The organism is Micromonospora sp. C97, assembly GCF_018070385.1.
GTDB classification, from domain to species: Bacteria; Actinomycetota; Actinomycetes; order Mycobacteriales; family Micromonosporaceae; genus Micromonospora; species Micromonospora parva.
In genome coordinates, this window is sequence record NZ_JAGPXU010000001.1 from 731703 (window position 1) to 756349 (window position 24647).

Annotated in this window: 18 protein-coding genes; 2 read left to right on the top strand and 16 right to left on the bottom strand. The window is 73.6% G+C overall.

Annotated features, from left to right (window positions below; translation table 11 throughout):
• Positions 1 to 156: 156 nt before the first annotated feature.
• The 6 genes from KBX26_RS03035 to ald form a co-directional block, all read right to left on the bottom strand.
• Entirely contained in the window at positions 157 to 927 is a 771-nt protein-coding gene (locus tag KBX26_RS03035; protein ID WP_030334874.1) for a pseudouridine synthase, read from the bottom strand.
• Entirely contained in the window at positions 914 to 1885 is a 972-nt protein-coding gene (gene scpB / locus KBX26_RS03040) for an SMC-Scp complex subunit ScpB (RefSeq protein ID WP_210864677.1), read from the bottom strand. Before scpB ends, KBX26_RS03035 begins: the two co-directional genes overlap by 14 nt.
• Positions 1878 to 2897 (bottom strand): ScpA family protein, encoded by a 1020-nt coding sequence (locus KBX26_RS03045; RefSeq protein WP_374224196.1) that lies wholly within the window; start codon positions 2895 to 2897, stop codon positions 1878 to 1880. The genes scpB and KBX26_RS03045 overlap by 8 nt, the downstream gene beginning before the upstream one ends.
• Positions 2898 to 2938: 41 nt before the next feature.
• On the bottom strand, positions 2939 to 3862 hold the full coding sequence (locus tag KBX26_RS03050) for a ParA family protein (protein ID WP_030334877.1): 924 nt from the start codon (positions 3860 to 3862) through the stop codon (positions 2939 to 2941).
• A gap of 179 nt (positions 3863 to 4041) precedes the next feature.
• A complete protein-coding gene (locus KBX26_RS03055; RefSeq protein ID WP_210864679.1) occupies positions 4042 to 5040 on the bottom strand; it encodes a site-specific tyrosine recombinase XerD in 999 nt (332 codons plus the stop codon).
• Between the two features lie 34 nt (positions 5041 to 5074).
• Entirely contained in the window at positions 5075 to 6190 is a 1116-nt protein-coding gene (gene ald, locus KBX26_RS03060; RefSeq protein ID WP_030334880.1) for an alanine dehydrogenase, read from the bottom strand.
• A gap of 226 nt (positions 6191 to 6416) precedes the next feature.
• Here ald and KBX26_RS03065 point away from each other — a divergent pair, with 226 nt between their 5' ends.
• On the top strand, positions 6417 to 6755 hold the full coding sequence (locus KBX26_RS03065) for a TM2 domain-containing protein (protein WP_051708703.1): 339 nt from the start codon (positions 6417 to 6419) through the stop codon (positions 6753 to 6755).
• Between the two features lie 89 nt (positions 6756 to 6844).
• On the opposite strand, the gene KBX26_RS03070 is transcribed toward KBX26_RS03065, so the two are convergent.
• The 9 genes from KBX26_RS03070 to recN form a co-directional block, all read right to left on the bottom strand.
• Positions 6845 to 7450: an NUDIX hydrolase gene (locus KBX26_RS03070; protein ID WP_210864680.1), complete on the bottom strand. Its 606-nt coding sequence runs from the start codon at positions 7448 to 7450 to the stop codon at positions 6845 to 6847.
• A gap of 73 nt (positions 7451 to 7523) precedes the next feature.
• On the bottom strand, positions 7524 to 9275 hold the full coding sequence (locus tag KBX26_RS03075) for a CTP synthase (RefSeq protein ID WP_030334886.1): 1752 nt from the start codon (positions 9273 to 9275) through the stop codon (positions 7524 to 7526).
• A gap of 163 nt (positions 9276 to 9438) precedes the next feature.
• On the bottom strand, positions 9439 to 11853 hold the full coding sequence (locus KBX26_RS03080) for a hypothetical protein (protein WP_247680085.1): 2415 nt from the start codon (positions 11851 to 11853) through the stop codon (positions 9439 to 9441).
• Positions 11853 to 13022 carry a glycosyltransferase family 4 protein gene (locus KBX26_RS03085; protein WP_210864681.1) on the bottom strand — a complete coding sequence of 390 codons (1170 nt, stop codon included), beginning with the start codon at positions 13020 to 13022 and terminating at the stop codon, positions 11853 to 11855. The genes KBX26_RS03080 and KBX26_RS03085 overlap by 1 nt, the downstream gene beginning before the upstream one ends.
• Positions 13019 to 14704 carry a murein biosynthesis integral membrane protein MurJ gene (gene murJ / locus KBX26_RS03090; RefSeq protein ID WP_210864682.1) on the bottom strand — a complete coding sequence of 562 codons (1686 nt, stop codon included), beginning with the start codon at positions 14702 to 14704 and terminating at the stop codon, positions 13019 to 13021. Before murJ ends, KBX26_RS03085 begins: the two co-directional genes overlap by 4 nt.
• Before the next feature lies 1 nt (position 14705).
• Positions 14706 to 15572 (bottom strand): hypothetical protein, encoded by an 867-nt coding sequence (locus tag KBX26_RS03095; RefSeq protein WP_030334895.1) that lies wholly within the window; start codon positions 15570 to 15572, stop codon positions 14706 to 14708.
• Positions 15573 to 15639: 67 nt separating this feature from the next.
• Positions 15640 to 16581 (bottom strand): copper transporter, encoded by a 942-nt coding sequence (locus tag KBX26_RS03100; protein WP_030334897.1) that lies wholly within the window; start codon positions 16579 to 16581, stop codon positions 15640 to 15642.
• A gap of 27 nt (positions 16582 to 16608) precedes the next feature.
• The gene (gene steA, locus KBX26_RS03105) at positions 16609 to 17787 is read right to left on the bottom strand and encodes a putative cytokinetic ring protein SteA (RefSeq protein ID WP_030334899.1); all 1179 of its coding nucleotides are present in this window, start codon (positions 17785 to 17787) and stop codon (positions 16609 to 16611) included.
• A gap of 119 nt (positions 17788 to 17906) precedes the next feature.
• A complete protein-coding gene (gene recN, locus KBX26_RS03110) occupies positions 17907 to 19667 on the bottom strand; it encodes a DNA repair protein RecN (RefSeq protein WP_210864711.1) in 1761 nt (586 codons plus the stop codon).
• An 89-nt stretch (positions 19668 to 19756) separates the two neighbouring features.
• Here recN and KBX26_RS03115 point away from each other — a divergent pair, with 89 nt between their 5' ends.
• Positions 19757 to 20776, top strand: a complete 1020-nt coding sequence (locus KBX26_RS03115) for a helix-turn-helix domain-containing protein (RefSeq protein WP_210862912.1) — start codon at positions 19757 to 19759, stop codon at positions 20774 to 20776.
• Positions 20777 to 20858: 82 nt separating this feature from the next.
• On the opposite strand, the gene KBX26_RS03120 is transcribed toward KBX26_RS03115, so the two are convergent.
• A complete protein-coding gene (locus KBX26_RS03120; protein WP_210864683.1) occupies positions 20859 to 24581 on the bottom strand; it encodes a S8 family serine peptidase in 3723 nt (1240 codons plus the stop codon).
• Positions 24582 to 24647: the final 66 nt, after the last annotated feature.

The following is a 24647-nucleotide window of genomic DNA, read 5'->3' on the forward strand; positions in this document are numbered from 1 at the left end:
GCTGGCGCCGCAAGCGGTTGTTCAATCGTCATCAATCATGCCCGGGTCGTCTGGCGAACCCGCGCGCGACGCCGCCGGAGGCGACCCACGCCACCCGGGCGACCGCGTCTCGGCCGTCGGTGGAGCCTACCGGCTGCCGTACCCCGAACTCGGGGGTCAGTCACCCACCGCGTGGAACAGGGCCGCGACCTCCGCGTTGGTCAGGCGCCGCAGACGCCCGGTGCGCAGGTCGCCCAACCGGATCGGACCGATGGAGGTACGCACCAGACGGGTGACCGGGTGCCCGACCTCGTCCATCAACCGCCGGACGATGTGCTTGCGCCCTTCGTGCAGGCTCAGCTCCACCTGGGCGCTCTTGCCCAGGGTGCCGACCACCTTGAACGAGTCGACAGTGACCGGCCCGTCCTCCAGCTCGACGCCCGCGAGGAGCCGCTTGCTCAGGTTGCGCGGGATCGGGCCGACCACCTCGGCGAGGTAGGTCTTCAGCACCTGGTACGAGGGGTGCATGAGCTTGTGCGCGAGGGTGCCGTCGTTGGTGAGCAGCAGCAGGCCCTCGCTGTCCGCGTCGAGCCGCCCGACATGGTACACCCGCTGGTCCAGCCGCCTGCCGATGAAGTCGGCCAGCTCGTTGCGACCCTTGTCGTCCGCCATGGTGGTGACCACCCCGCGCGGCTTGTTCATCGCCACGTAGACCAGTCGGGTGTCGACCTGGAGGCGCTCTCCGTCGACGTGGATCACGGCCTTGGCCGGGTCGACCTTGTCGCCGAGCTTGGCGACCCGCCCGTCCACCGTGACCCGGCGGCGGAAGATCAGGTCTTCGCAGGCGCGCCGGGAACCCACGCCGGCGGCGGCGAGCACCTTCTGCAGGCGCTCAGCCCCCTCGAACACGGGGGCGTCGGGTTTGGGAACACGGTTATCGGGTCGCATCAGCAAGCTCTTCTACGTCGTCGGGCAGGAAGGGTGCGAGGGGCGGCAGCTCGTCGACGGTGTTCAGCCCGAGCTTCTCCAGGAACAACGTGGTGGTCCGGTAGAGGAACGCCCCGCTGTCCTGTTCGGTGCCGCACTCCTCGACGAGGCCACGGGTGACCAGCGTACGGATGACCCCGTCGCAGTTCACACCCCGGATGGCTGAGATTCGCGAACGGGTCACCGGCTGCTTGTAGGCGACCACGGCGAGCGTCTCCAGCGCCGCCTGGGTCAGCCGCACGGACTGCCCGTCCAGCACGAACCGCTCAACGTACGTAGCGTATTCCGGCCGGGTGTACAGCCGCCACCCGCCGGCCGCCCGGCGCAGCTCGAACCCGTGCCCGGCCGTGGTGTAGCCGGCGGCGATCTCGTCGAGCATCGGCCCGACCCGCTCGGCGGGCTGGTCCAGCACCTGGGCCAGCACCAGCTCGCTGACCGGCTCGTCGACGACCAGCAGGATCGCCTCCAACGCGCCGCGCAGCTCGGCGTCGGACAGCTCGGGCGCGGGCTCCGGCGCGGCCGTCGCCCGCCGCCGCCCCGCCGACTGCCGCCGGGGTACGTCCCCCGCCGCGCCCGACTCCCCCGCCGTGTCCTCCGTCACCGCGCCGAGGTCCGGCGCCGTCAGGTCCACCTCGTTGGAGGCCCCGTCCGGGTCTGGCTCAGTCGGGCGCGGGTCGTCGGGGCCGCGCTCATGCGGATCGCCCGGCGCCGGGGCCGAGCCGACCGCATCCGACTCGCCGGGACCGGCGGCGGATTCGGCCTCGGGTCGGGGCTGTGCCGCTCCGGGTTCGTCGGTGTCCGCGACCGGCTCGTCCGGCGGCGCGGGCGCGTCAGTGGCGGGCGGGCGCGGGCGGGCCCACGGGGGCACCCAGGCGGCGGCCTGGTCGGCCAGCGAGTCCCGGCGTTCCTCGTCACTCATCCCGCGCACCCTCCGTCGTCTCCGTCCCGTCCGGCCCGCCGGCCTCCCCCACCGACCCGGGCCCAACGCCCGCCGGCTCAGGCGCGGCCAGCACCGGCGCGGGCCCACCCGCCGCCGGCGCAACCGCAATCCCCGCCGGCTCCGCGTCGTCCGCCGGGGTGCCGGCGTACTCGTCGACGTGCAGCTCGGTGTCGCCGTCGGCCGGGCCGGTCCAGCGCACTGTCAGCTCCTCCAGGGCCTGCTCCTGCACGAACGACACCAGGCCCTCCCGGTACAGCTCCAGCAGCGCGAGGAACCGGGCCACCACCTCGAGGGTGGCCTCGCAGTCGGCGCAGAGCAGCGAGAAGGTGGCCGTGCCGGCCCGGCGCAGTCGCGCGGTGAGGATGGCCGCGTGTTCCCGGACGCTGACCCGGACCATGTGCACGTGGGCGATGGACACCTCCGGCACCGGCTTCGGGGTCATCGCCTTCACGGCCAGCTTCAGCAGCCGCTGCGGGCCGATGCCGAGCACCAGGTCGGGCAACGCCTCGGCGTAGCGGGGTTCCAGGCTGACCGCGCGCGGATACCGTCGGCCGCCGACGGCCTCCAGCTCGGCGATGTGGGCCGCCGCCTCCTTGTACGCCTTGTACTGCAACAGTCGGGCGAAGAGCAGGTCCCGGGCTTCCAGCAGGGCGAGGTCGTCCTCGTCCTCGACCTCGGCGGCGGGCAACAGGCGGGCCGCCTTCAGGTCGAGCAGGGTCGCGGCGATGAGCAAAAACTCGCTGGCCTCGTCCAGGTCCCAGTTGTCGCCCATCGCCCTGATGTAGGCGATGAACTCGTCGGTGACCGTGTGCAGGGCCACCTCGGTGACGTCGAGCTTGTGCTTGCCGATCAGTTGCAGCAGCAGGTCGAACGGGCCGGTGAAGTTGGCCAGCCGCACCGTGAAGCCGGTGGCGGCCGGGTCGGCGGGCTGCCCACCGTCGACCACGGCCGCGGTGGCGGTCTCGGGTGGGTCGATGGGTGGCGCGGTCACCGGACGACCGTAGTCCACGAGGCGGGCACCGGGCGTTCCGGCTACCGCTCCGACTGGGCGGCGATCACCTCGCGGGCCAGCTGACGGTAGTTACGTGCCCCGGAGGATGCCGGGTCCATCGTCGTGATGGGGGCACCGGCCACGGTGGACTCGGGGAACTTCACCGTCTTGGTGATGACCGTCTGGTAGACCTTGTCGCCGAACGCCTCCACCACCCGCTGCAGGACCTGGCGGCAGTGCGTGGTGCGGCTGTCGTACATCGTGGCGAGGATGCCTTCGAGCTCCAGGTCGAAGTTGAGCCGCTCGCGCACCTTGTCGATGGTGTCCAGCAGCAGTGCCACACCGCGCAGGCTGAAGAACTCGCATTCGAGCGGGATGAGCACACCGTGCGCGACGGTCAGCGCGTTGATCGCCAGCAGGCCGAGCGACGGCTGGCAGTCGATCAGGATGTAGTCGTACTCCTTGCGGACCGTGCGCAGGACCCGGGCCAGGGCCATTTCCCGGGCGACCTCGTTGACGAGCTGGATCTCGGCGGCGGAGAGGTCGATGTTGGCCGGCAGCAGGTGCAGGCCCGCCACGTCGGTCTTGATCAGGACGTCCTCGGCGGTCACGTCGTCCTGCATGAGCAGGTTGTAGACGGACAGGTCGAGGTTGTGCGGGTTGACGCCCAGGCCCACCGAGAGGGCGCCCTGCGGGTCGAAGTCGACCAGCAGGACCTTGCGGCCGTATTCCGCGAGGGCCGCGCCCAGGTTGATGGTGGTGGTCGTCTTGCCGACTCCACCCTTCTGGTTGGCCATCGCGATGATGCGCGCGGGGCCGTGCCGGTCGGTCGGCATCGGCTCGGGGATGGGCTTGCGCATCGTGTAGGCAGCCGGGTCCGCAGGACCGAGATCCGCGCCGAGCGTGGCCTGCTGCTCGCGGAGCTCCGACGTCCAGGTCTCGGCACGGTCACCGTTGCCAGCCATGTGCTCGTTGCCCCCTCCCGACGACCCACCCGGCGTCGGAGCCGTCCGACGTCCTTCGCGGCGCCGCTGCGCACCCCGGTCGTGTCGCTCCAGGAGGTCCGCGCCGATGCCGACTGTACGCCACCGACCAGCAGGGGGTTCGGCACCGGCCCGGCGTGTCGGCGCCGACCGCGACCGGTTCAGCCCCGGGCGCGGGGATGGGCGGTGGCGTACACCTCGCGCAACCGCTCCACGGTGACCAACGTGTAGACCTGGGTGGTGGTCACCGAGGCGTGCCCGAGCAGTTCCTGGACCACCCGGACGTCGGCGCCGCCGTCGAGCAGGTGGGTGGCGTACGAGTGGCGCAGGGTGTGCGGGGAGACGGCAGCGGGCCCGTCGACGGGCAGCCCGGCCCGGTCGGCGGCGCGGCGCAGGATGCCCCAGGCGCCCTGGCGCGACAGCGCGCCGCCGCGGGCGTTGAGGAACACCGCCGGGGTGCCCCGGCCGACGGCGGCCAGGCCGGGGCGGGCCCGGACCAGGTAGGCGCGGACCGCGTCGACGGCGTACCCGCCGATGGGCACCAGCCGTACCCGGCCGCCCTTGCCGCGCAGCAGCACCGTGCCCTCGTCGGTGTCGAGGTCGTCCACGGCGGCGCCGACCGCCTCGGAGATGCGCGCGCCGGTGCCGTACAGGAATTCCAGCAACGCCCGGTCGCGCAGCGCGAGGGGCGCGTCCTCGCCGGTGGCGGTGATCGGGCCGGCGATGTCCAGCAGCCGGACCACGTCGTCGACCGGCAGGGCCCGGGGCAGCCGGCGGGGTGGGGTGGGCGGGCGGACGTCGCGGCTGGGGTCGGCGCCGGCCAGCCCCTCACGCAGCGCGAAGCGGTGCAGGCCGCGGACCGCGCTGGCCGCCCGGGCGGCGGAGGAGACCGCCAGCGGCGGGTGGGCGTCGTCGCCCGCGCGCAGCCGCGCCAGATGCGCCTCGACCAGGCCGGCGCCGACCGACGCGAGGTCGGTGACGCCGGCGCCGACCAGGGTGTCGAGATAGCGGTCCAGATCCCGCCGGTACGAGGCGAGCGTGTTCGCGGAGAGGCCACGTTCGACGGTCAGGTGGTCGAGGTAGCCGCGAACGGCACGGCGCAGCGCCGGCGTGGGTGCGGTGCTCACGCCGGCGCCGGCTAAGTCGTCGGTCAGTGCCATGCTCCTCGGCTCGCTACCGCTCGGCCGCCACCGTTCAGGCCAGCGCGTCGGCCAGCGGCAGCACGTCCATGCCGTGCGCCTCGGCGACCGGACCGTAGGTGACCTGACCGGCGTGGGTGTTCAGGCCCAGGGCCAGCGCCGGGTCGTTGCGCAGCGCCTCACGCCAGCCCTGGTTGGCCAGCTCCAGGGCGTACGGCAGGGTGACGTTGGTCAGCGCGTAGGTGCTGGTGTTCGGCACCGCGCCGGGCATGTTCGCGACGCAGTAGAAGATCGACTCGTGCACCTTGTAGACCGGGTCGGCGTGCGTGGTGGGGCGCGAGTCCTCGAAGCAGCCACCCTGGTCGATGGCGATGTCGACGAGCACGCTGCCCGGCTTCATCCGGGACACCAGCTCGTTGGAGATCAGCGTCGGGGCCTTCGCGCCGGGCACCAGCACCGCGCCGATGACCAGGTCGGCGTCGAGCACGGCCCGCTCCACCTCGTACGCGTTGGACGCGACGGTCTGCAGGTGGCCCCGGTAGATCGCGTCGGCCTGCCGCAGCCGGGCGACGTTCTTGTCCAGCAGCAGCACCTCGGACTGCAGGCCCAGCGCAATGGCGGCGGCGTTCATGCCGGAGACGCCGGCGCCGATGACGACGGTCTTGGCCGCGTACACGCCGGAGACACCGCCGGGCAGCACACCGCGCCCACCGCCGGTGCGCATCATGTAGAAGGCGCCCACCTGCGGGGCGAGCCGGCCGGCGACCTCGGACATCGGGGCGAGCAACGGCAGCGACCGGTCGGGCAGCTCGACGGTCTCGTACGCGATGCCGGTGACCTTGCGGTCGATCAGCGCGTCGGTGCACTCCTTGGAGGCGGCCAGGTGCAGGTAGGTGAAGAGCACCTGCCCCTCGCGCATCCGGTGGTACTCCTCGGCGATCGGCTCCTTGACCTTGAGCACCAGCTCGGCGGTCTCCCAGACCTCGTCGGCGGTGGCGAGGATCTTCGCGCCGGCGGCGGCGAACTCCTCGTCGGTGATGCTGGAGCCAACCCCGGCGCCGGACTCGACGAAGACCTGGTGGCCGCTGCGGGTGAACTCGTTGACGCCCGCTGGCGTGATCGCCACGCGGTACTCGTGGTTCTTGACCTCGCGTGGGATTCCGACCTTCACGATGCAGACACCTCTCTTCGGGGCTGCTCTCCCCCGACTGCTCGGTGCCGCGGCGGCCCCTTTGCCACCGCGGTACACCGGTCCCGCGGCGGCAGTCTAGGCGCGCCCGACGCCGCCGAGAGCCAGCACAGTGGCATCCGGTGCGCGGGTGTCCTGACGAAGTGTCAGGGCACCGCCCGGATCGAGCGGTCGAGCGTCACCTCAGCCGACAGGACAGTGTTCCACCATTATCGTCCCATCTGCCGGGTGGCGGTGCGGACAGCCGGCGAGTGGATCACTAAGGTGTCCGGCCATGACCACTCCTCCTTATCAGCCCGGCTACCCCCAGCCGGGGTACCCCCAGGGCGTTTCCGACAAGAGCAAGATCGTCGCGGGCGTCCTCGGCATCCTGCTCGGCTTCTTCGGGGCCGGCCGGTTCTACATCGGTGACGTCAAGACCGGCGTGCTGCAGCTCGTCGTGAGCGTGGTGACCTGCGGCGTCGGCAGCATCTGGGGCCTCATCGACGGCATCCTCATCCTGGTCAACGGCGGCACGGACGCGCAGGGTCGTCCGCTGCGCGACTGACGGACCGGACAGCGACAAGGGGCCCCGCGGCTGACCGCGGGGCCCCTTTCGCGCGTACTCCCCCGCCGGCTGGACCGGCGGGGGACGCCTCAGCGCGGCAGCGGCGCTTCCGCCCGACGCAGCCGCGTGAAGCCGGTGTCCCGGGCGCGGGCGGCGGCCAGCAGCCCGGCCACGGCGGCGGCGTTGGTGACCTCACCGGCCAGGACCATGGCGACCGCCTCGTCCAGGTCGATCCGGACGACCTGGAGGTCGGCCTCCTCGTCGTGGCGCTCGTGCCGCTCGTCGGCCGGCACGTCGGCGAGGTCCCGGGCCAGGAACACCCGGACGATCTCGTTGGTGAACCCCGGCGAGCTGTGCAGGTCGACCAGCACGTCGACCCGCCCGGCGGTCAGGTCGGCCTCCTCGGCCAGCTCCCGCAGCGCCGCCGCCGGCAACTCCTCGCCGGAGACGTCCATCAGACCGGCCGGCAGCTCCCACAGGTGCCGCCCGACCGGGTGCCGGTACTGGCGGATCAGCACCACCTGGCCGGCGTCGTCGAGCGCCACCACGGCCACCGCCCCGACGTGCCGGACCAGGTCCCGCAGCGCCGTCCCACCGCCCGGCATGCTCACCTCGTCGGTGACCACGTCGAAGATGCGCCCCTGGTACCGCTCCTGCCGGGACCGCACCTCGTAGCGGTGCTCAAGCCCGCTCACGCCGCCGCCCCGCTGCGCGCGGCGCCGGCGTGCGGCACCCGGCTGAGCCTGCTGGTTCGCTCGCTGCGCCCGCTCATGACGGGGACGCCGCCTTCGTCGCGGCGCCGTTGCGGGCGGCCTTGCGCGTCGTCGGAGCCTCCGCCGCCGCGTCCAGGTCCACCGGCAGCTGGTCGGCCTGCGAGTACGCCACAGCGGCCTTGACGAACGAGGCGAACAGCGGGTGCGGGCGGGTCGGGCGGCTCTTCAACTCGGGGTGCGCCTGGGTGGCCACGAAGAACGGGTGCAGGCCGCGGTCCAGCTCGATGAACTCGACCAGCCGGCCGTCCGGGGAGGTGCCGGAGATGTGCAGGCCCGCCTTGGTCAGCGCGTCCCGGTAGGCGTTGTTCACCTCGTACCGGTGCCGGTGCCGCTCGCTGATCTCGGTGCTGCCGTACGCCTCGGCGACGATCGAACCCTCGGTCAGCGTCGCCGGGTACGCGCCCAGCCGCATGGTGCCGCCCAGGTCACCCCGGCCGGCGACGATGTCCTCCTGGTCGGCCATCGTGGCGATGACCGGGTGGGTCGCCTGCTCGTCGAACTCCACCGAGTTGGCGCCGTCCAGACCGGCCAGGTGCCGGGCCACCTCGATGGTCATGCACTGCAGACCGAGGCAGAGGCCGAGCAGCGGGATGCCGGCCTCCCGGGCGTACCGGGCGGTGCCGATCTTGCCCTCGATGCCGCGGACGCCGAAGCCGCCCGGGATGAGGATGCCGTCCACGCCGGCCAGGGCCGCCGCCGCACCGGCCGGGGTGACGCACTCGTCGCTGGGCACCCACTTGATCTGTACCCGCGACCGGTTACCGAACCCGGCCGCCCGGATCGCCTCACTCACCGACAGGTACGCGTCGGGCAGGTCGACGTACTTGCCGACCACCGCGACGGTGACCGTGTGCCGGGGGCGGTGCACCCGCTCCAGCAGGTCGTCCCAGCTGGTCCAGTCCACGTCCCGGAAGGACAGGCCGAGCCGGCGCACCACGTACGCGTCGAGCCCTTCCCGGTGCAGCACCTTCGGGATGTCGTAGATGCTCGGTGCGTCCGGGGCGGCGACGACCGCCTCGGCGTCCACGTCGCAGTACAGCGACAGCTTCTCCTTGAGCTTCACCGGGATCTCCCGGTCGCAGCGGAGCACGATCGCGTCCGGCTGGATACCGATGTTGCGCAGCTGCGCCACCGAGTGCTGGGTCGGCTTGGTTTTCAGCTCGCCCGACGGCGCCAGGTACGGCACCAGCGAGACGTGCAGGTAGAAGCAGTTGTCGCGGCCCAGGTCGTGGCGGACCTGGCGGATCGCCTCCAGGAACGGCAGCGACTCGATGTCGCCGACGGTGCCGCCGACCTCGGTGATCACCACATCGGGGAGCTGGCCGTCCTCGTCCGGGTCACCCATCCCCACGATCCGGGACTTGATCTCGTTGGTGATGTGCGGGATGACCTGGACGGTGTCGCCCAGGTACTCGCCGCGGCGCTCCTTGGCGATCACGTCGGAGTAGATCTGGCCGGTGGTGACGTTCGCCTTGCCGGACAGCGCCCGGTCGAGGAAGCGCTCGTAGTGCCCGACGTCGAGGTCGGTCTCGGCGCCGTCCTCGGTGACGAAGACCTCACCGTGCTGGAACGGGTTCATTGTCCCCGGGTCGACGTTCAGGTAGGGGTCGAGCTTCTGCATCACCACGCGCAGCCCGCGCGCGGTCAGCAGGTTGCCGAGGCTGGAGGCGGTGAGGCCCTTACCCAGCGAGGAGGCGACGCCCCCGGTGACGAAAATGTGCCTGGTCGTCCGTGCTGATGGGGCCAAGGCCTGCTCCCGTGTCGTCTGTCGCGGTCATGCAGACCGCCGTGCTTGATCAGCAAAGTGATCACGCGATCCACGGGATTCGACGGTAACACCTCCCGGGCGGGTACCCGCAGGCCGCACCCCGGCTGCGACACCTGCGGGACATCCGGACGAGGCCCGGCGCTCAGGACGCGGCAACCTCCGTCGATGAGCGGGAGACCTGCCGGGGCGGCACGGGCACCGGCGGCGTGCCGTCCGGCGTCGACCCGCTCGCGGTCGGCCCGGGCGGGTCGTCGGCGTCCCCACCGTGCTCCCCCGGAGCGTCCGAGCCCGCTCGGGTGACGGTCGCCGGCGTGCCCGTCGGCGGGTCGCCGATCGGCGCGGGGTGCGCGGCACCCAGGGGTCCGCCACCGCCGGTCGGGCCGTCGCCCCCGTCGACCGGGCCCACCCCACCCGGCCCCGACTCGTCCTCGGCGCCGTTGGCCCGGGAACGGGCCGGTGCCGGGCGGGTCCGGTCCGCGGCGTGCCCGAGCACCCGCAGCGACGCCAGGGCCGCCATCGGCACCACCAGGGCGGCGGCAGCACCCATCACATCCAGTGCCGCGCCGTCGAGCACCCCACCGAGCACCGCGGCGACCACAGTGCCGGCCAGCGCCGCCCGGACCGCCGGGTAGATGCCGAACAGCCGCATCAGCCCACCCCACGGCTGCAACAGGGCGAACCACACCAGCAACCCGCCGGCCAGCGCCAGCACCGTCAGCGGGCTGTTGACAAACGTCTCGAAGTTCTCCGTGCTGGACCGGTGCACGGCGAACCCGCCGGTGCCGTCGCCGAGCGCGGAGAGGAACCGGCCCAGGCTGCCCCGCTCCCCCGCCGGACGCCGCAGGTCCACCACGGCGAACCCGATACCGACCGCCAGCGCGGCCATGGTGGCCCAGGCCAACCGGCTGATCGTCAACCAGCCGCCGGCGCTGATCACGGCGGCGACGCTCACCCCGGCGGTGAGCGCGATCGCGCCGACCGGGTCGGCACCCAGGTACGGGCTGCCGACCACCACCACGGCGAGACCACCCACCGCCACCATCACCGCCGGCCGCCAACCCCGGTGCACGCGTTGGGCGAGCCAGCCGCCGGTGACCAACGCGCCGGCGAGGAACACCCCCAGCCCCACGGTGCTCAGCCCTGCGTAGCGGCCACCCTGCAACGCCGAGTAGCCGACCACGCCGTTGAGCTGGAGTCGAGCCCCGGTGAGCACGTCCAGCCCGACCACGAGCGTGGTGAGGCCGGCCACCGCGCCGACCGGCCCGAGGGTGTTCGCGTACCCGGGGGCGAACCGCACCGCCGCGGTGCCGGCGGCCACCAGCAACGCCGTCACCCCGGCGAAGATCCACCCGGGGTGCTCGCCGCGCCACCAGGGCACCGCGTCGGCCAGCAGCGCCGCCGGCACCGTCAACGCCGCGGCGACCAGCAGCAGCTCGACCACCGCCACGATCCGCCCGGAGACGGGCGTCGGACCGGCCGGGCCGGCATGCGGACGGGCCCGGCGCAGCAGCGGCAGGAGCGCGAGCGCCAGCAGCACCTGCACCCCGGCGAGCAGCGCGAAGAACCCACCGGAGACCGCACGCTGGGCGGCGGCCTCCCGGTCGGCGTTCGCCGGCGCGGCGATGGCCTCGGCCAGGTCGGTCGGACGGTCACCGGTGCTGATCGCCGGGCGGCCGAGGAAGAGCCGCTCCGGCATCGGCCGGCCCAACGCGGCGAGGGCGGTCGGCGCGAGGTCGACAAGTTGCAGGTACCCGTCGCGGCCGGTGCTGGCCGAGGTGAGCCACCCCCGCTCCCAGCCCGGCCCGTCGGCGACCGCCACGTGCAGCCGCGACGGCTGGGTGGTGTCGGAGATCCCCGCGACCAGCACCAACGACCGTGGGGGTCGCGCCGCCAGCACCCGGGCCAGCTCGGCGTCCGCCGCGCGGGCCTCAGCGGCGCGGGTCGCCGGGTCGGCTCCCCCGACCGTGCCGAGGTCGACGATGCTCAGCACACAGGAGCCGAGCAGCGGCCGCGGATCGGCCGGCAGCGCCGACGCGTACCGGTCGACGCGGCCGAACGGTCGGGCGGCGGCCACTGCCGCGCCCGGGCCCACCGCGACGGAACACCGCACCGACTCCGACAACGAGCCGGGCAGCGCCCCCCAGGGCAACCGCTGCTGGTTGTACTGGACCACGCTCTCCTGGTCGGGCAGGTTCGCGCCGATGCCGTCCGGTTGTTCCACCGTCACCGCCGCCGCCGGGCAACCACCGGCCGCCCGGCTGCCGTTCCAGGCGGCGAAGCTGCCCGCGCCCACCGTCAGCCAGCCGTCCACCGGGCAGGTGGGCCGGTGGGCGGAGCGCACCGACAGGGAGCCGATCGACCCGTCCTGGGCCATCCGCCACAACGTCGGGGTGCGCTGCGGATCCACGTCCTCCCAGCGCAGCCCGGCGATCCCGGCGAGCACCACGAAGTCGGCGGTGCGTTGCGGGGTGCCCTGGGGTGGGCGGGCGGCGAGCGCGGTGACGCCCAACGCCACCACGAGCACTGTCAACAGGGCGGGGGCGATTCGGCGCAGCATCACCGGTGTCCCGTTCTCGGGGCGTCGGAGCCCGGGGCGGCCGTCGGGCCACCCGGACTCCCGGCCAGCTCGGCGTAGAGGGCGACGAGCGTGGCGACGGTGTCCGCCTCGGTCGGCCACGTCGCCGCCCGTTCGACGCCGCGCCGGCTCAACTCCGCCCGCGCCGCCGGGTCGTCCAGCAACGCGCGTACAGCCGCGTCGACAGCGTCCACGTCACCGGCGGGGACCAGCGTGGCGGCGTCACCGACCAGATCCGGCAGCCCACCGACCGCCGTGGCCACCAGCGGAACACCGGCGCGCAGCGCCTCCTGGGCGAAGAGCTGCCGCGCCTCCCAGTCGCTGGTCACCACCGCCAGGTCCGCGCCGGCGAGCAGGTCGGCCACGTCGGTACGGTGCCCCAGCAGGGTCACCGGCGCGCGGGCGGCGGAGGTCCGTGCCGCGAGCGGCAGGTAGGCCGGCCCGCTGCCCGCGATCACCACGACCGGCGGCGGGGTACGGGTACGCCAGCGGGCCGCCGCGTCGATCAGCACGTCGTAGCGTTTCTGCGGGTGCAGTCGACCGACCGAGACGATCAGCGGCTGGTCCGGGCGGACCCCGAACTCGGCGCGTACCGCCGCCGGGCGTCGACGCGGCGCGGGCAACGTCGGCGCGGCGACCGGGGCGAGCCGGGCGTCCGCGGCGCCCACCTCGGCGGCCCGTCGCACCAGGTCCATGGAAGCGCCGAGCGCCACCCGCACGCCCCGGGCCACCACCCGTTCGACGAGCCGGGACACCCCGCCGCGCAGTCCCCCGGCGAGCACCGCGTTGTGCCAGGTGACGACCAGCGGGGCGGTGGGGCGGGCCAGCACGGCGACCAACCCGGCCCGCAGGCCGTGCGCGTGCACCACGTCGACGCTGGCGGCGGCGAGCACCCTACGCAGGGCGAGCACCGCCCGGGCGTCGGCCGGAGTCGGACTGGCCGGGATCTCCACCGGCGCGAAACGCGCACCGACACCGGTGAAGTCGAACTGCTCCTGAGTCGCCGCGGGCCCGCAGACCAGCACGCTGGTGCCGCCCGCGACGAGGCCACCGGCCACCGAGCGGACGTGCTGGCCGACGCCACCGGTGCTCGACGCGAGCACCAACGCGACGGTGCCCGACCAGCCGGTAGGCAGAGCTGGCTCAGTCATCGCGTCGCCGTCTCCTTCCCGTCGCCCCGCTCCGCGGCGTCCGCGCCCGGTGTCGGCGCACCGCCGGACGGCCCCCGCCGGCCCAGACGCCGCAGCACCCCGGCGAGCAGTGGCTGTACGTCCCGCCGGTCGACGAACCAGACCACGGCGAGGAACACAACCCCAACCAGAACCCCGGACAGCATGCCCTGACCGAACGCCGCCGCGATCGTCGGGGTGCCGCCGTCCGACGGGGCGAGCCAACCGGTGAGGCCCCACCCGGCGAGCCCGGCGAGCACACCGCCGAGGCCACCGGCCGCCCCGGCCCGCCCCGCGCCGGCGAGGGCGCGACGGCCGGCGCCGCGCAGCACCGCCAGGAGCAGCAGGGCACCGAGCACCAGCATCCCCACCGAGTTCGCCGACGTCACCGCGAGCACCCGGTCGGCGGTGGGGAGCAGTGCCGTCAACGGCAGCGCCACCGCCGGAACGACCAGCCAGCCGAGTGTGATCGCCACGGTCGCCGGCCGGGTGTCGCCGCGCGCGTACAGCGCGCGGGACAGGATCGCGAACACGCCGTAGCCGAGCAGACCCGGCGCGAATCCGATGATGGCCGCCGCCGTGGACGCCGGATTGTCCGGGTAGAAGAGGGCAGCGACCGGCCGCGCGGTACCGACCAACGCCGCGGCGCCCAGGCAGCTGAAGAGCAGCACGCCCCGCACCGCGCTGGACAGGGTCCGCCGGTAGCCGTCCTCGTCACCGGCGGCGCTGGCGGTGGCCAGGGTGGGGTACGACGCCACCGCCAGCGGCACGGCGAGCACCGCCCACGGCAACAGGTAGATCGCCTGGGCCAGGTTGAACACCTGCGGGGAGCCGGTGGGGCCGCCGGAGACCCGGTTCAGCACCACCAGCAGCGCCACCTGCTGCGCGGCCACCGTCACCGCGCCGGCCGTGGCGAGTCCGCCGATCCGCGCCCGGGCGTCATCGGTGAAGGCGTACCCGAACCGGGGCCGTAGCCGCAGCCCCCGCAGCGGGATCAGCAGCGAGAGCGACAGCACCACCACGCCCAGCGTGGTGCCGCCGGACAGGAGCAGTTCGCCACTGCGGCCGACCTGGGCGACCGACACCCCCCGCCCCTGGGCGGCGCCGAAGGCCACGTAGACGACGACCACGGTGAGGCTGGACAGCAACGGCGCGATGACCGGCCAGGCGAAACGTCGGTGCGCCTGCAGGACGCCGGTGAGCACGATGCCGATCCCGTACAGCGGCAGCTGCGGGGCGAACACGCGCAACATCCGGGCGCCGGCGGCGAGTTCCGCCGCCGATCGTCCCTCGCTGATGAGCGAGATGATCGGGTCGGCGAACACGGCGACGAGCACGGCGAGGGGAACCAGCAGGCTCACCGTCCAGGTGAGCAGGGCGCCGGTGGTCGCCGCCACCGCCCGCCGGTCCTGCGCCGCGACCGCCCCGGCCAGCAGCGGCACGACCAGGCTGGCCAACGCCCCACCCGCGACGATCTCGAAGACGATGTTCGGCACCGTGTTCGCGATGACGTACATGCCGCCGAGGTCGCTCTGCTCGACCACCCAGGTGAACACGGCGGTACGGCCGAAGCCGGCGAGTCGGCTGGCGACGGTGAGGACGGCGATGAGCGCGGCTGCCCCGGCCAGCCGGCCGGCGCCGGCGAGGGGTGCCGGTCTGTTCACGTCAGTCGGCGCGTCGGCCCAGTGCGTCGAGTTCGCGGAGCCCCGGGGTCCGCTGGATCACCGCCGTGAAGCTGACCTTCTCACTGGCGGCGGTCAGCCCGGCCAGGACGGCGAGCAGACCGGCGCGGCCCAGTGGACCGGTGCGGGCGGCGAGCGCGACGCCGAGCAGCGCCCCGAGCGCGTTGGCGCCGCTGTCGCCGAGCATCACGTCCTCGGCCAGGTCGTCGCGGAGCAGGCCGGCGGCGGCGCCGGCCGCACCGGCGGCGATCCCACCCTGCGGGCCGCCGGTGAGCGGCGCGGCGAGCAGCAGCCCGGACTTGATCGCCCGACCCGGTCGTAGGTCGAGCAGGTTCAGCAGGTTGGCCGTGCCGGCGATCACGCCGGCCCCGAGCAGCACGTCGACCCCCCGGCCGAACGCCCGGTGCCGCTGCCGGCGCGGGTGCGCGGCGACCCGGGGGTCGGCGGCGAGCAGCGCGGCGGCGCCCAGCCCGGCGGCGCCCACCCCGACGACCTTGACCAGACCGGCGGTGATGCGTCCCTCACGCAGCGCGGCGAGGTGCCCGGCGAAACCCTTGGCGGCCTTCTGCTCCGGGCGCGCGCCGACCACGTCGTCGTAGAGCCCGACGCCGCCCGCACCGAGCCCGGCGACCAGTGCGGCACCACCGGCGGCACCGCCGGTGGCACCGAACGCGCCGGCGGCGGCAGCGCCGGCGGCGAGCGCCGGGCCGGCGGCCAGGCTGACCGTGCGGCCGCGGAAGTTGGTGCGCTCCAACGCGGGCCCGGCCGGTGAGGTACGCGCCTCACGCAGCGCGTAGCGGGCCGCCGCGGCACCTGCGGCGGCGATCAACAGCCGACCCAGCGCGCTCACGCCGCCACCTCGCTCGCTCGGTCACGCGCCGCCTGGTCGGATCCGGACACGGGGGTACGTCGTTCGCTCACTGGGGCAGTCTAGGCAGCAGCGACGGGGCGTTGTCGCCGACGCCGTACTGTCCAGCCTTCTTCTCGGTGAGTTGCTCCACCAGGGCGAGGGTGGTCACCACCTGCCCCTGCACCGTGTTGGCGTTGTCGACCGTGGAGATGGTCTGGGTGAGCACCGGGTCGCCGCGCACCACGCCGACCAGGTTGCCCCCGACGGAACCGTTGCCGGCCACCACTATCGACCCGGTGCGGTCGAACTGCTCGGCGATCTTGACGACCGACTCGTCCCGCTTGTCGGAGTCCTTGTCGACGTACGGCTGGCCGCTGACCACGACGACGGCCTCCGCCGAGGCGGTGACCTTGTTGCTGTCGGTGGTCAGGTAACCGGCGTTGTTGTACGCGGCGAGCACCGCCCGCCGGTCGGCGTCACTGACCGGCGCGACGCCCTGGGCCCGGTCCAGCAGGACGCTGGCCAGCAGCGCGCTGGAGGTCTCCACGCCGTGCCCGTTGCCCGGCAGGCCGGTGGTCTGCGCGGTCGGTCGGGCCGCGGTGACCGCCAACTCCAGCAGGTTGGAGTTGTTGTCCGGGTTGATGAACTTGTCCTGCAGGTCGACCTGACCGGTGATGGTGGCCCCGGCCTGCTGGAGCTTCTTGAGCACGCCCTCGGTGTGGTCACGGCCGTTGGGCAGGCTGAGCACCACCACCCGCCGCCCGGTGAGGGTGCCGGGCAGGACGACCTGGGAGATCTCCTCGGCGAACTCCTCCTCCAGGGCGAGTTGCTTCTCCATGTTGCTGACCGTCTGGCGCCAGTGTTGGTTGTCCTTGCGCAGCCCGGTGACCTGCCCCTCGAGCGAGTCGGCGACCGGGCCGTTGAGGGCGGCCGTGCCGACCACCAGGCCGATCGCCAGAGCCAGGAAGACCGCGGTGAGGGACACCACGTGGTAGCGGAAGTTGATCACGCTTGCAGCCTCTTGATCGGTCGGGAACTAGAAGAGCCGGTACAGCTGGAACACGAAATTGTCCCACCACTCGGCGACCACGCCCAGGTACGCCTTCCCGACTGTCGACACGGCCACCGCGGACGCCATCGCCGCGATCGCCGACAGCACCAGCAGCAGCAGAGACGAGCCGGAGATGCTCTGCCGGTAGAGCCGGCTCACCCCCTTGGCGTCGACCAGCTTGCCGCCGACCTTCAGCCGGGTCAGGAACGTCGAGGCCATCCCGCCTCGACCCTTGTCCAGGAACTCGACAAGTGTCGCGTGGGTGCCGACCGCTACGAGCAGCGAGGCGCCCTTCTCGTCGGCGAGCAGCATGGCCAGGTCCTCGCTGGTCGCCGCGGCCGGGAAGGTGATCGCCGGCACACCGAGGCCGTTGACCCGGGGCAGGCCGGGCGCCCGACCGTCCGGGTACGCGTGCACGATCACCTCGGCGCCGCAGCGCAGCACGTCGTCGGTGACCGAATCCATGTCGCCGATGATCATGTCGGGGGTGTAGCCGGCCTCGACGAGCGCGTCCGCGCCACCGTCAACGCCGATCAGCACCGGCTTGAACTCCCGGATGTACGGGCGCAGCACGTCCAGGTCGGCCTTGTAGTCGTAGCCGCGCACCACGATCAGGCAGTGGCGACCCTGGATCTGGGTCTCGATGTCGGGCACCCCGACACCGTCGAGCAGCAGGTCGCGCTCCTGGCGCAGGTAGTCCATCGTGTTGGCGGCGAACGCCTCCAACTGCACCGACAGACCCTCCCGGGCGTCAGCCATCGCCTTGGCGACCGTCTCGGCGTCCTGCAGGCTGCCGTGGGCCACCGGCTCGTCACCGGCGAAGACCGTGTTGCCCTCGATGCGCACCTGGTCGCCCTCGCGGATCCGCTCGAAGACGCCCTCACCCAGGTCGTCGAGGAGCGGAATGCCGGCGGCGACCAGCACCTCCGGGCCGAGGTTCGGGTAACGGCCGGAGACCGACGGCTTGGCGTTGAGCACCGCCGCGACCCCGACGGCGACCAGCGAATCGGCCGCCACCCGGTCCAGGTCGACGTGGTCGATGACCGCGATGTCACCGGGTCGCAGCCGACCGACCAGGCGTTTCGTCCGGCGATCAAGGCGCGCGGTGCCGAGGACTCTGCCCGGTTCGGAGTTCCGGTTCCGGCGCAACGTGGGTAGACGCATCGTGACCATCCTGGCATGTGAGGCAGGCTTTTCTGTCGCGACATGCCTGAGCAGGGCCGCCTACCCAGGGAAGCACACACCGGCACAAGCCGGTGTGCTTGCGCTCACAATACGCGGCGTCACAACCGCCTTTCCTTGGCGGCCACCGCCAGCAACTCCTCGGCGTGGGCGATACCCAGATCCGAATCGGGCAAACCCGCCAACATGCGCGCCAACTCCCGGGCCCGCTCGGTGTCCTCCACCACCCGCACCCCGCTCGTCGTCACCGCGCCGCCGGTGTCCTTCGCCACCACCAGGTGCCGATCGGCGAACGCGGCCACCTGCGGCAGGTGCGTGACCACCAGCACCTGGTGGCTGCGGGCCAGCCGCGCCAACCGGCGGCCGATCTCCACCGCCGCCTGACCGCCGACCCCCGCGTCGACCTCGTCGAAGACCAGTGTGGGCGGGCCGCCCGAGCCGGCGAACACGACCTCGATGGCGAGCATCACCCGGGACAGCTCACCGCCGGAGGCGCCGCGTTGCAACGGCAGCGACGGCGCGCCCGGATGGGCCAGCAACCGCAGCTCCACCTCGTCACCGCCGTCCGGTGTGACACCCACCTCGACGCCGTTGACCGCCAACGTCGGCTCCGCGCGACCGGCCGGACGGGGCAGCACCGCCACCTCGATCCGCGCGTGCGGCATGGCCAGCCCGGCAAGCTCGACGGTGACCTGGTCGGCGAAGCGGATCGCCGCCTCCTGCCGGGAGGCGGACACCCGGCCGGCGAGGTCGGCCACCTCGACGGCGAGCCGCTGACCCTCCCGCTCCAACTCGTCCAACACGTCGTCGGACATGTCCAGGTCGGACAGTCGGGTGCGCGCCCGGTCAGCCCAGGCGATCACCCCGTCCACGTCGTCGGCGTACTTACGGGTCAACGCGCGCAGCGCCGCCCGCCGCTCGTAGACGTGCTGCAACCGGGCCGGGTCCGCGTCCAGCGTCGCCAGGTACGTCGACAGTTCCGCGGACACGTCGGTGACCAGGGTGGCCGCCTCCTCCAGGCGGGCCGCCAGCTCACCGAGCGCCGGATCGGTGCCGGACTGCGCCTCCAGGGTCCGCCGGGCGGTGCCCAGCAGTGCCGCCGCGTCCGGGGTCTCGTCGTCGGTGACCTCCGCGCCACCGGCCACGCACTGCTGGGCGATCTGCGCGGCCGTTCGCAGGCCCTCGGCGTGCTCCAGCCGCTGCGCCTCGGTCTTCAGCTCGTCGTCCTCGCCGGGCTGCGGATCGACCCGGGTGATCTCGTCGAGGCCCAGCCGCAGCAGGTCGGCCTCCTGGTTGCGCTCACGGGCGTTGCGCCGCCGGTCGGCCAGGTCGTCGACCACCCGACGCCACCCCGTGTACGCCTCCCGCAGCGCGTCGAGCAGCTTCTCGTGCGCGGGGCCGGCGAACCGGTCCAGTGCGGCCCGCTGCTCGGCCGGGCGCAGCAGTCGCAACTGGTCGGACTGACCGTGCACGGCCACCGCCTGCTCGCCGACCTCACCGAGCATCGACACCGGCATGCTCCGGCCGCCGACGTGGGCGCGCGAGCGCCCCTCCACCGTGACCGTGCGGCTCAGCAGCACCGTGCCGTCCTCGTCGGGCTCGCCACCGGCCTCGGTGATCCGCGCGTGCACGGCGTCGGCGACCCGCCCGTGCAGCCGCAACCGCCCCTCCACCACCGCCCGGCCGGGTTGGGCGCGGACCCGCCCGGCGTCGGCCCGGCCGCCGAAGAGCAGGCCGAGGCCGGTCACCACCATCGTCTTGCCCGCACCGGTCTCGCCGGTGATGACGTTCATGCCGCCGGTCAACGGCAGCGTGGTGTCCTCGATGACGCCCAGCCCGGTGATGCGCAGCTCTTCCAGCACAGCCACCGACAGTAGACGCGAGGCCCGACACTTGACCAGCCGACGGGCCCGGGCACGGCCCGCACCCGGCCGACGTACAGTTCTGCCCCGTGTTGGACGTGATCGGCCTGACCCCGGCTGAGGAGGAGCTCTACCGCTGCCTGCTCCAGCTCACCACGGCCCGCATCGACGAGTTGGTCCATCGCCTGCACCGCCCCCGTGAGCAGGTCGTCGCCCAGGTCGAGACGCTGCGCGGCAAGGGCCTCGTGCAGCCCACCGACAACGACCCGGACGCCCCGCTGCGCCCGACCGCCCCGGACGTCGCCCTCGGCGGGACGCTGCTGCGCCGCCAGGAGGACCTGGAGGCGGCCCGCCGGCTGGTCACCCAACTGGCCGAGGAATACCGCTCCGGGCTGCGCCGGCACCACGTCGACCACCTCGTGGAGGTGATCACCGGTGGCCGGGTCCTCCGGGACCGCCTGCGTGACCTGCAGAACTCGGCGCGTACCGAGGTGCTCTGGTTCTGCCGGGCCAATCCCCTGGCCATGGCCGGCCCGGAGAACGTCGAGGAGTTCGACGCGCTGGCCCGTGGGGTGAGCTACCGGGCCATCTACGAGCGTGACCTGCTGCTGGAGCCGGGCGCGTTGGCCGACCTGGCCAAGGGCGTCGCCGCCGGCGAGCAGGCCCGCGTCCTGGACCGGCTGCCGGTCCGACTGGCCATCGTGGACGCCCGCACCGCCATCTGCCCGCTGGTGCCCGACCGTGCCGGCGGCGAACCGAGCGCCGCCGTGATCGGGCGCAGTCAACTGCTCGACGCCCTGCTCGCCCTCTTCGAGAGTCACTGGCGGGTGGCCACCCGGCTGCGGCTCGACGACCCGCTCGCCGTCGCGGCCCCCGAGGGTCGACGGCCGGAGCCCGAGTGCCATCCGGGCGACGGTTACCAGCCCGACGCCGACGAGGCGCGGCTGCTGTCGCTGTTCGTGGCGGGCGTACCGGACAAGTCCATCGCCTCCCAGCTCGGGGTGAGCCGACGGACCGTGCAACGGCGCATCGCCGACCTGATGGCCGCCGCCGGCGTGGACACCCGGCCCGGGTTGGCGTTCCAGGTCGCCCGCCGCGGCTGGCTCTGACGCCGCGAGGGTCCGCCGTCGACCCCGACCGCGGACCCTCGCCGACCGGGCGGGACGGCCAGGCCGCCCCGCCCACGCCGCGTCAGCGCAGCCCGTACGCCTGGAGCACGGTCTGGTCGACGGTGTTCCCGGCCCGGTCGGCGGCGTGCACCCGCAGCGACACCGTTCCGCGCCCCGCCGGCACAGTCGCGGTGTACCGGGTGCCCGACCCCTTCGTCGGCGCGTTGCGCCAGGTGACGCCCCCGTCGAAGGAGACCTGCACCCGGACGCTGGTGCCGGTCGGCGCCGGCACCCCGGCCGGCTGCCGCAGGGTCAGCCCCACCTGGTGTGAGCGGTTGCCGCGGACCGTGCCGGACAGGTCGGCCGGCACCCGGTAGTCCACCTGCAGCAGCGACAACGGCGTGGCGGCGTCGCCCGCCGGCCGGGCCGAGGTGAACTCCCAGGCGGTGTCGGTCCGCGTGCCGTAGCGCCACTCGTCCGAGGACCGCTGCGTCGTCAGGTCCAGTCGGTAGCGGGCCGACTTCGCGGTGGTGGGCACCGGCGCCCACCCGCCGGAGAGGTCGGCGATCTGCTGCCCGTCGCGGCTGACCCGGATCGCGACAGTGTCCGACTCGTCGCTGCCGCCGGCCTCCCTGAAGTTCCCGTCGGCGTCGACGAACTCGGCCACCCGCAGGTTCAAGGTGTCCCCGGTACGGGTCGGTACCGGGACACCGCCGCCGGCCGGCACGGCCGGTCGGATCACCGGAGCGTGCCAGGTCTCGGCGACCCGGTCGTCGGCGGCGTACTGCCGGGGCTGCTGGGTGAGCCCGCCGAGCAGCCGCCCCCAGGACCAGGTGACCTTGTGCAGGACCTGGTGCTGCCACCAGTTGTCCCCGGCGCTGACGAACTCCTGGCGGGTGGTGCCGGTACGCACCGGGCGCTGGTCGTCGTTCCAGGAGGTCTCCTGCCACGGACGCCAGCCGAACCGCTGCTCGCTGGCCCACGGCGTACCGCCGACGTCGCCGTAGCTGGCGGTCACCTCGGCCGTGTTCTTCCCGGTGACCGTGTGCGTGATCCGCTCCGGCACGCGCCCCTTCGACACCTGCCACACGTCGTACAGGTACGGGCTGTCCACCGTCAACGTCAGGTCCAGCGTCGCCCGGCCCTTCCTGGCCGCCGCGATCAGCCGCTGCCCGTCGTCGTTGGCCACCACCATCGACGGGATCGGTAGCCGTTCCCCGAGCGGCTGCCACACCGTCCACGCGCTGAAGTCCGCCGGCCGGACGATCAGCACCACGGCAGCGCCGGCGGCGGCCGCCGCCGCGATCTGCTCCTCCTCCGAGGCGTCCGGGCTGCTGGTGAGCAGCGCTGCGGCGCCGCGTACCCGGGTCAGCTCGGCGGGGGTGCCGGTGCCGGCCCAGACCAGCGGCAGCTTGCGTCGGTCGGCCGGCGCCGGCGAGTAGCCCAGTAGGTTGATGTCCAGCGGTCCGGACACCCCGCTGATCTTCGCGTCCACCATCGGAGCGACCAGTTGCCAGCGGGACGCGAACTCGAACTCGCCCTGACGGACCGGGCGGGTCGGCGTGACGTTGACCTGCTGGATGGTGCTGTAGGTCATCACCCCGTGGTCGACCTGCCGGCCGTTGCCGAAGACCCGGTGCTCGTAGAAGCTGATCGTCGACCGCTGCTCGGTCGGCTTCGGCGTCTCGATCCGTACCGGGGTGCCCTTGCGCGGGTCGAGCACGACGGTGAGGTCCCGGTCGACCAGCAGCTCCGGGTCGGTGACCAGGGTGATCTGCTCGTCCAGTGGGGCACCGTGCTCGATCAACGCCTCGACCAGGTAGGGGCCCTCCTCGACCTGGAGCTGCACCTCGCCGCCGACCCAGCCGAGCCAGTCGGATTCGGGCTGCTCACCGAAGAGGGTGAGCACCGACGCGAGGCCCGGCTGACCCTTCATGTCCAGCGCCTTCACGGTGACGGTGTGCAGCGGGCCGCTGAGGGTCAGCGCGACGGCGGTACGCACCGCGACGCCGTCCGCGCCGGTGGCCACCAGCCACCCGCCGTGCACCCCCCGGTCCAGCTTCGCCGGGTCCGCCCGCAGCGGCACGGCGACGCTGCCGCCGGCCGGCACCGTCACCTCGGTGCCGCCGACCGCCACCCCGTCGGTCTCGGCCGCGCGGGTGTCCAGGTTGCGCAGCTCCAGGGCCAACCGCAGGGTCTGCGGGGTCGTGCCGCCGTTGGTGTACGTCACGGTCCGCTCGACCGTCGCGCCACCGGTGCTGAGCCGACCGAAGTCGGCGGTGGCGGAGGAGTACACCCGCTGGCCGAGCGCGCGGGCCACGTCGACCCGGCCGGCGCCCTGCTCGAAGACGGTCAACGCCGGGTTCGCCTTCGTGGTGCTGACCAGCGCGTCCTTGAGCTTCACGGCGGACCAGTCGGGGTGTTCCTGGGCGAGGATCGCCGCCGCTCCGGCCACGTGCGGGGTGGCCATCGAGGTGCCCGACGCGGTCGTGTAGGCGTCGTCCACCGGCGTACCCATGGCGGTTCCGGCGGCCCGGGCGGCGATGATGCCGACACCCGGCGCGGTGATCTCGGGCTTGAGGCCGTTGTCGCCGAGGCGCGGGCCCCGGCTGGAGAACTCCGCCAGGTTGTCGGCGCGGTCCACCGCGCCGACGGTGAGCGCCGCCGAGGCCGCGCCGGGCGCGCCGACGGTACGCGCGGCACCCGAGTTGCCGGCGGCGACCACGAAGAGCGCGCCGGTCTCGGCGGTCAGGTCGTTCACCGCCTGGCTCATCGGGTCGGTGCCGTCGGTCGGGTCGCCGCCGAGGCTCATGCTGACCACCTTCGCGCCGGAGTGGGCGGCCCACTCCATCCCCGCGATGATGGACGAGCTGTAGCCGGAGCCCGCGTCGTCGAGCACCTTGCCGACCAGCAACCGCGCGCCCGGGGCGACGCCCTTGCGTCGCCCGTCGGACGCCGCCCCGCTGCCGGCGATGGTAGCGGCCACGTGGGTGCCGTGACCGTGCCCGTCGCGGGCGCTGCCACTGTCGGAGAAGTCCTGCGCCTCGGCGATCCGACCGGCCAGGTCGGGGTGGGTGGCGTCGACGCCGGTGTCGAGCACCGCCACCGTCACGCCGGCACCGTCGCGGCCGGCGGCCCAGGCGGCCGGGGCGCCGATCTGCGGAACGCTGTGCTCCAGCGTCGGGCGGACCTTCCCGTCCAGCCAGATCCGGGCGACACCCGCGCCGAGCCGGGCGGGTGAGCCGGCGGTGACCCGCTGCCCGGGCGCGCCGCGCAGCGACGTCCACAGACCGCCGAGCTCGCCCTTGCCGACCCGCATCGCGGCGCCGTTGATGCTTCCCAGGGGACGCGCGCCGGTGGCGCCGGCCAGCGGCCTGACCCGTCCGGCGGCCGGCTCCTGGTAGCGCACGATCAGCGGCAACGTGGCCTGCGCGGCGTCGCCGTACCCGTCGGCCGCCAACTCCTGGACGTCGAACAGGTCGGGGTCGAGCACCCCGGCGGAGAGGTACGGCACGACGTCGCTGGGCAGCACCCGCAACCCGCCGTCGGCCTCGACGGTCTGGAAGGTGATCCGGTTGCGCCCCGGGCCGGGGTGGACGGTGGCGGCGACCCGACCGGGTGCCGCCTGGACCAGATCGACCTGATCGCCGGTGATCAGGGTGATGCGGACGGGTGCGTGCTGGGCGGGCGTGCCCGACGTCGGGCCGGTGGGCCGGGCGGGCGGGTCGGCGGACGCCGGTGCGGCGACGCCGACCACCAACGCGCCGACCGCGCCGACGGCGAGCCAGCGGGGGGACCAGTGCATGCGATGCGCTCCTCTACTCCTCCAGGCCCACCATCCGTAGATGAGGGCCGATCGGAGTCTGCGACG

Coding starts and splice junctions, on each gene's coding strand:
- KBX26_RS03035 (WP_030334874.1), bottom strand. CDS start 927: ATGCGACCCGATAACCGTGTTCCCAAACCCGACGCCCCCGTGTTCGAG.
- scpB (WP_210864677.1), bottom strand. CDS start 1,885: ATGAGTGACGAGGAACGCCGGGACTCGCTGGCCGACCAGGCCGCCGCC.
- KBX26_RS03050 (WP_030334877.1), bottom strand. CDS start 3,862: ATGGCTGGCAACGGTGACCGTGCCGAGACCTGGACGTCGGAGCTCCGC.
- KBX26_RS03055 (WP_210864679.1), bottom strand. CDS start 5,040: ATGGCACTGACCGACGACTTAGCCGGCGCCGGCGTGAGCACCGCACCC.
- KBX26_RS03080 (WP_247680085.1), bottom strand. CDS start 11,853: ATGCTGCGCCGAATCGCCCCCGCCCTGTTGACAGTGCTCGTGGTGGCG.
- KBX26_RS03085 (WP_210864681.1), bottom strand. CDS start 13,022: ATGACTGAGCCAGCTCTGCCTACCGGCTGGTCGGGCACCGTCGCGTTG.
- steA (WP_030334899.1), bottom strand. CDS start 17,787: ATGCGTCTACCCACGTTGCGCCGGAACCGGAACTCCGAACCGGGCAGA.
- KBX26_RS03120 (WP_210864683.1), bottom strand. CDS start 24,581: ATGCACTGGTCCCCCCGCTGGCTCGCCGTCGGCGCGGTCGGCGCGTTG.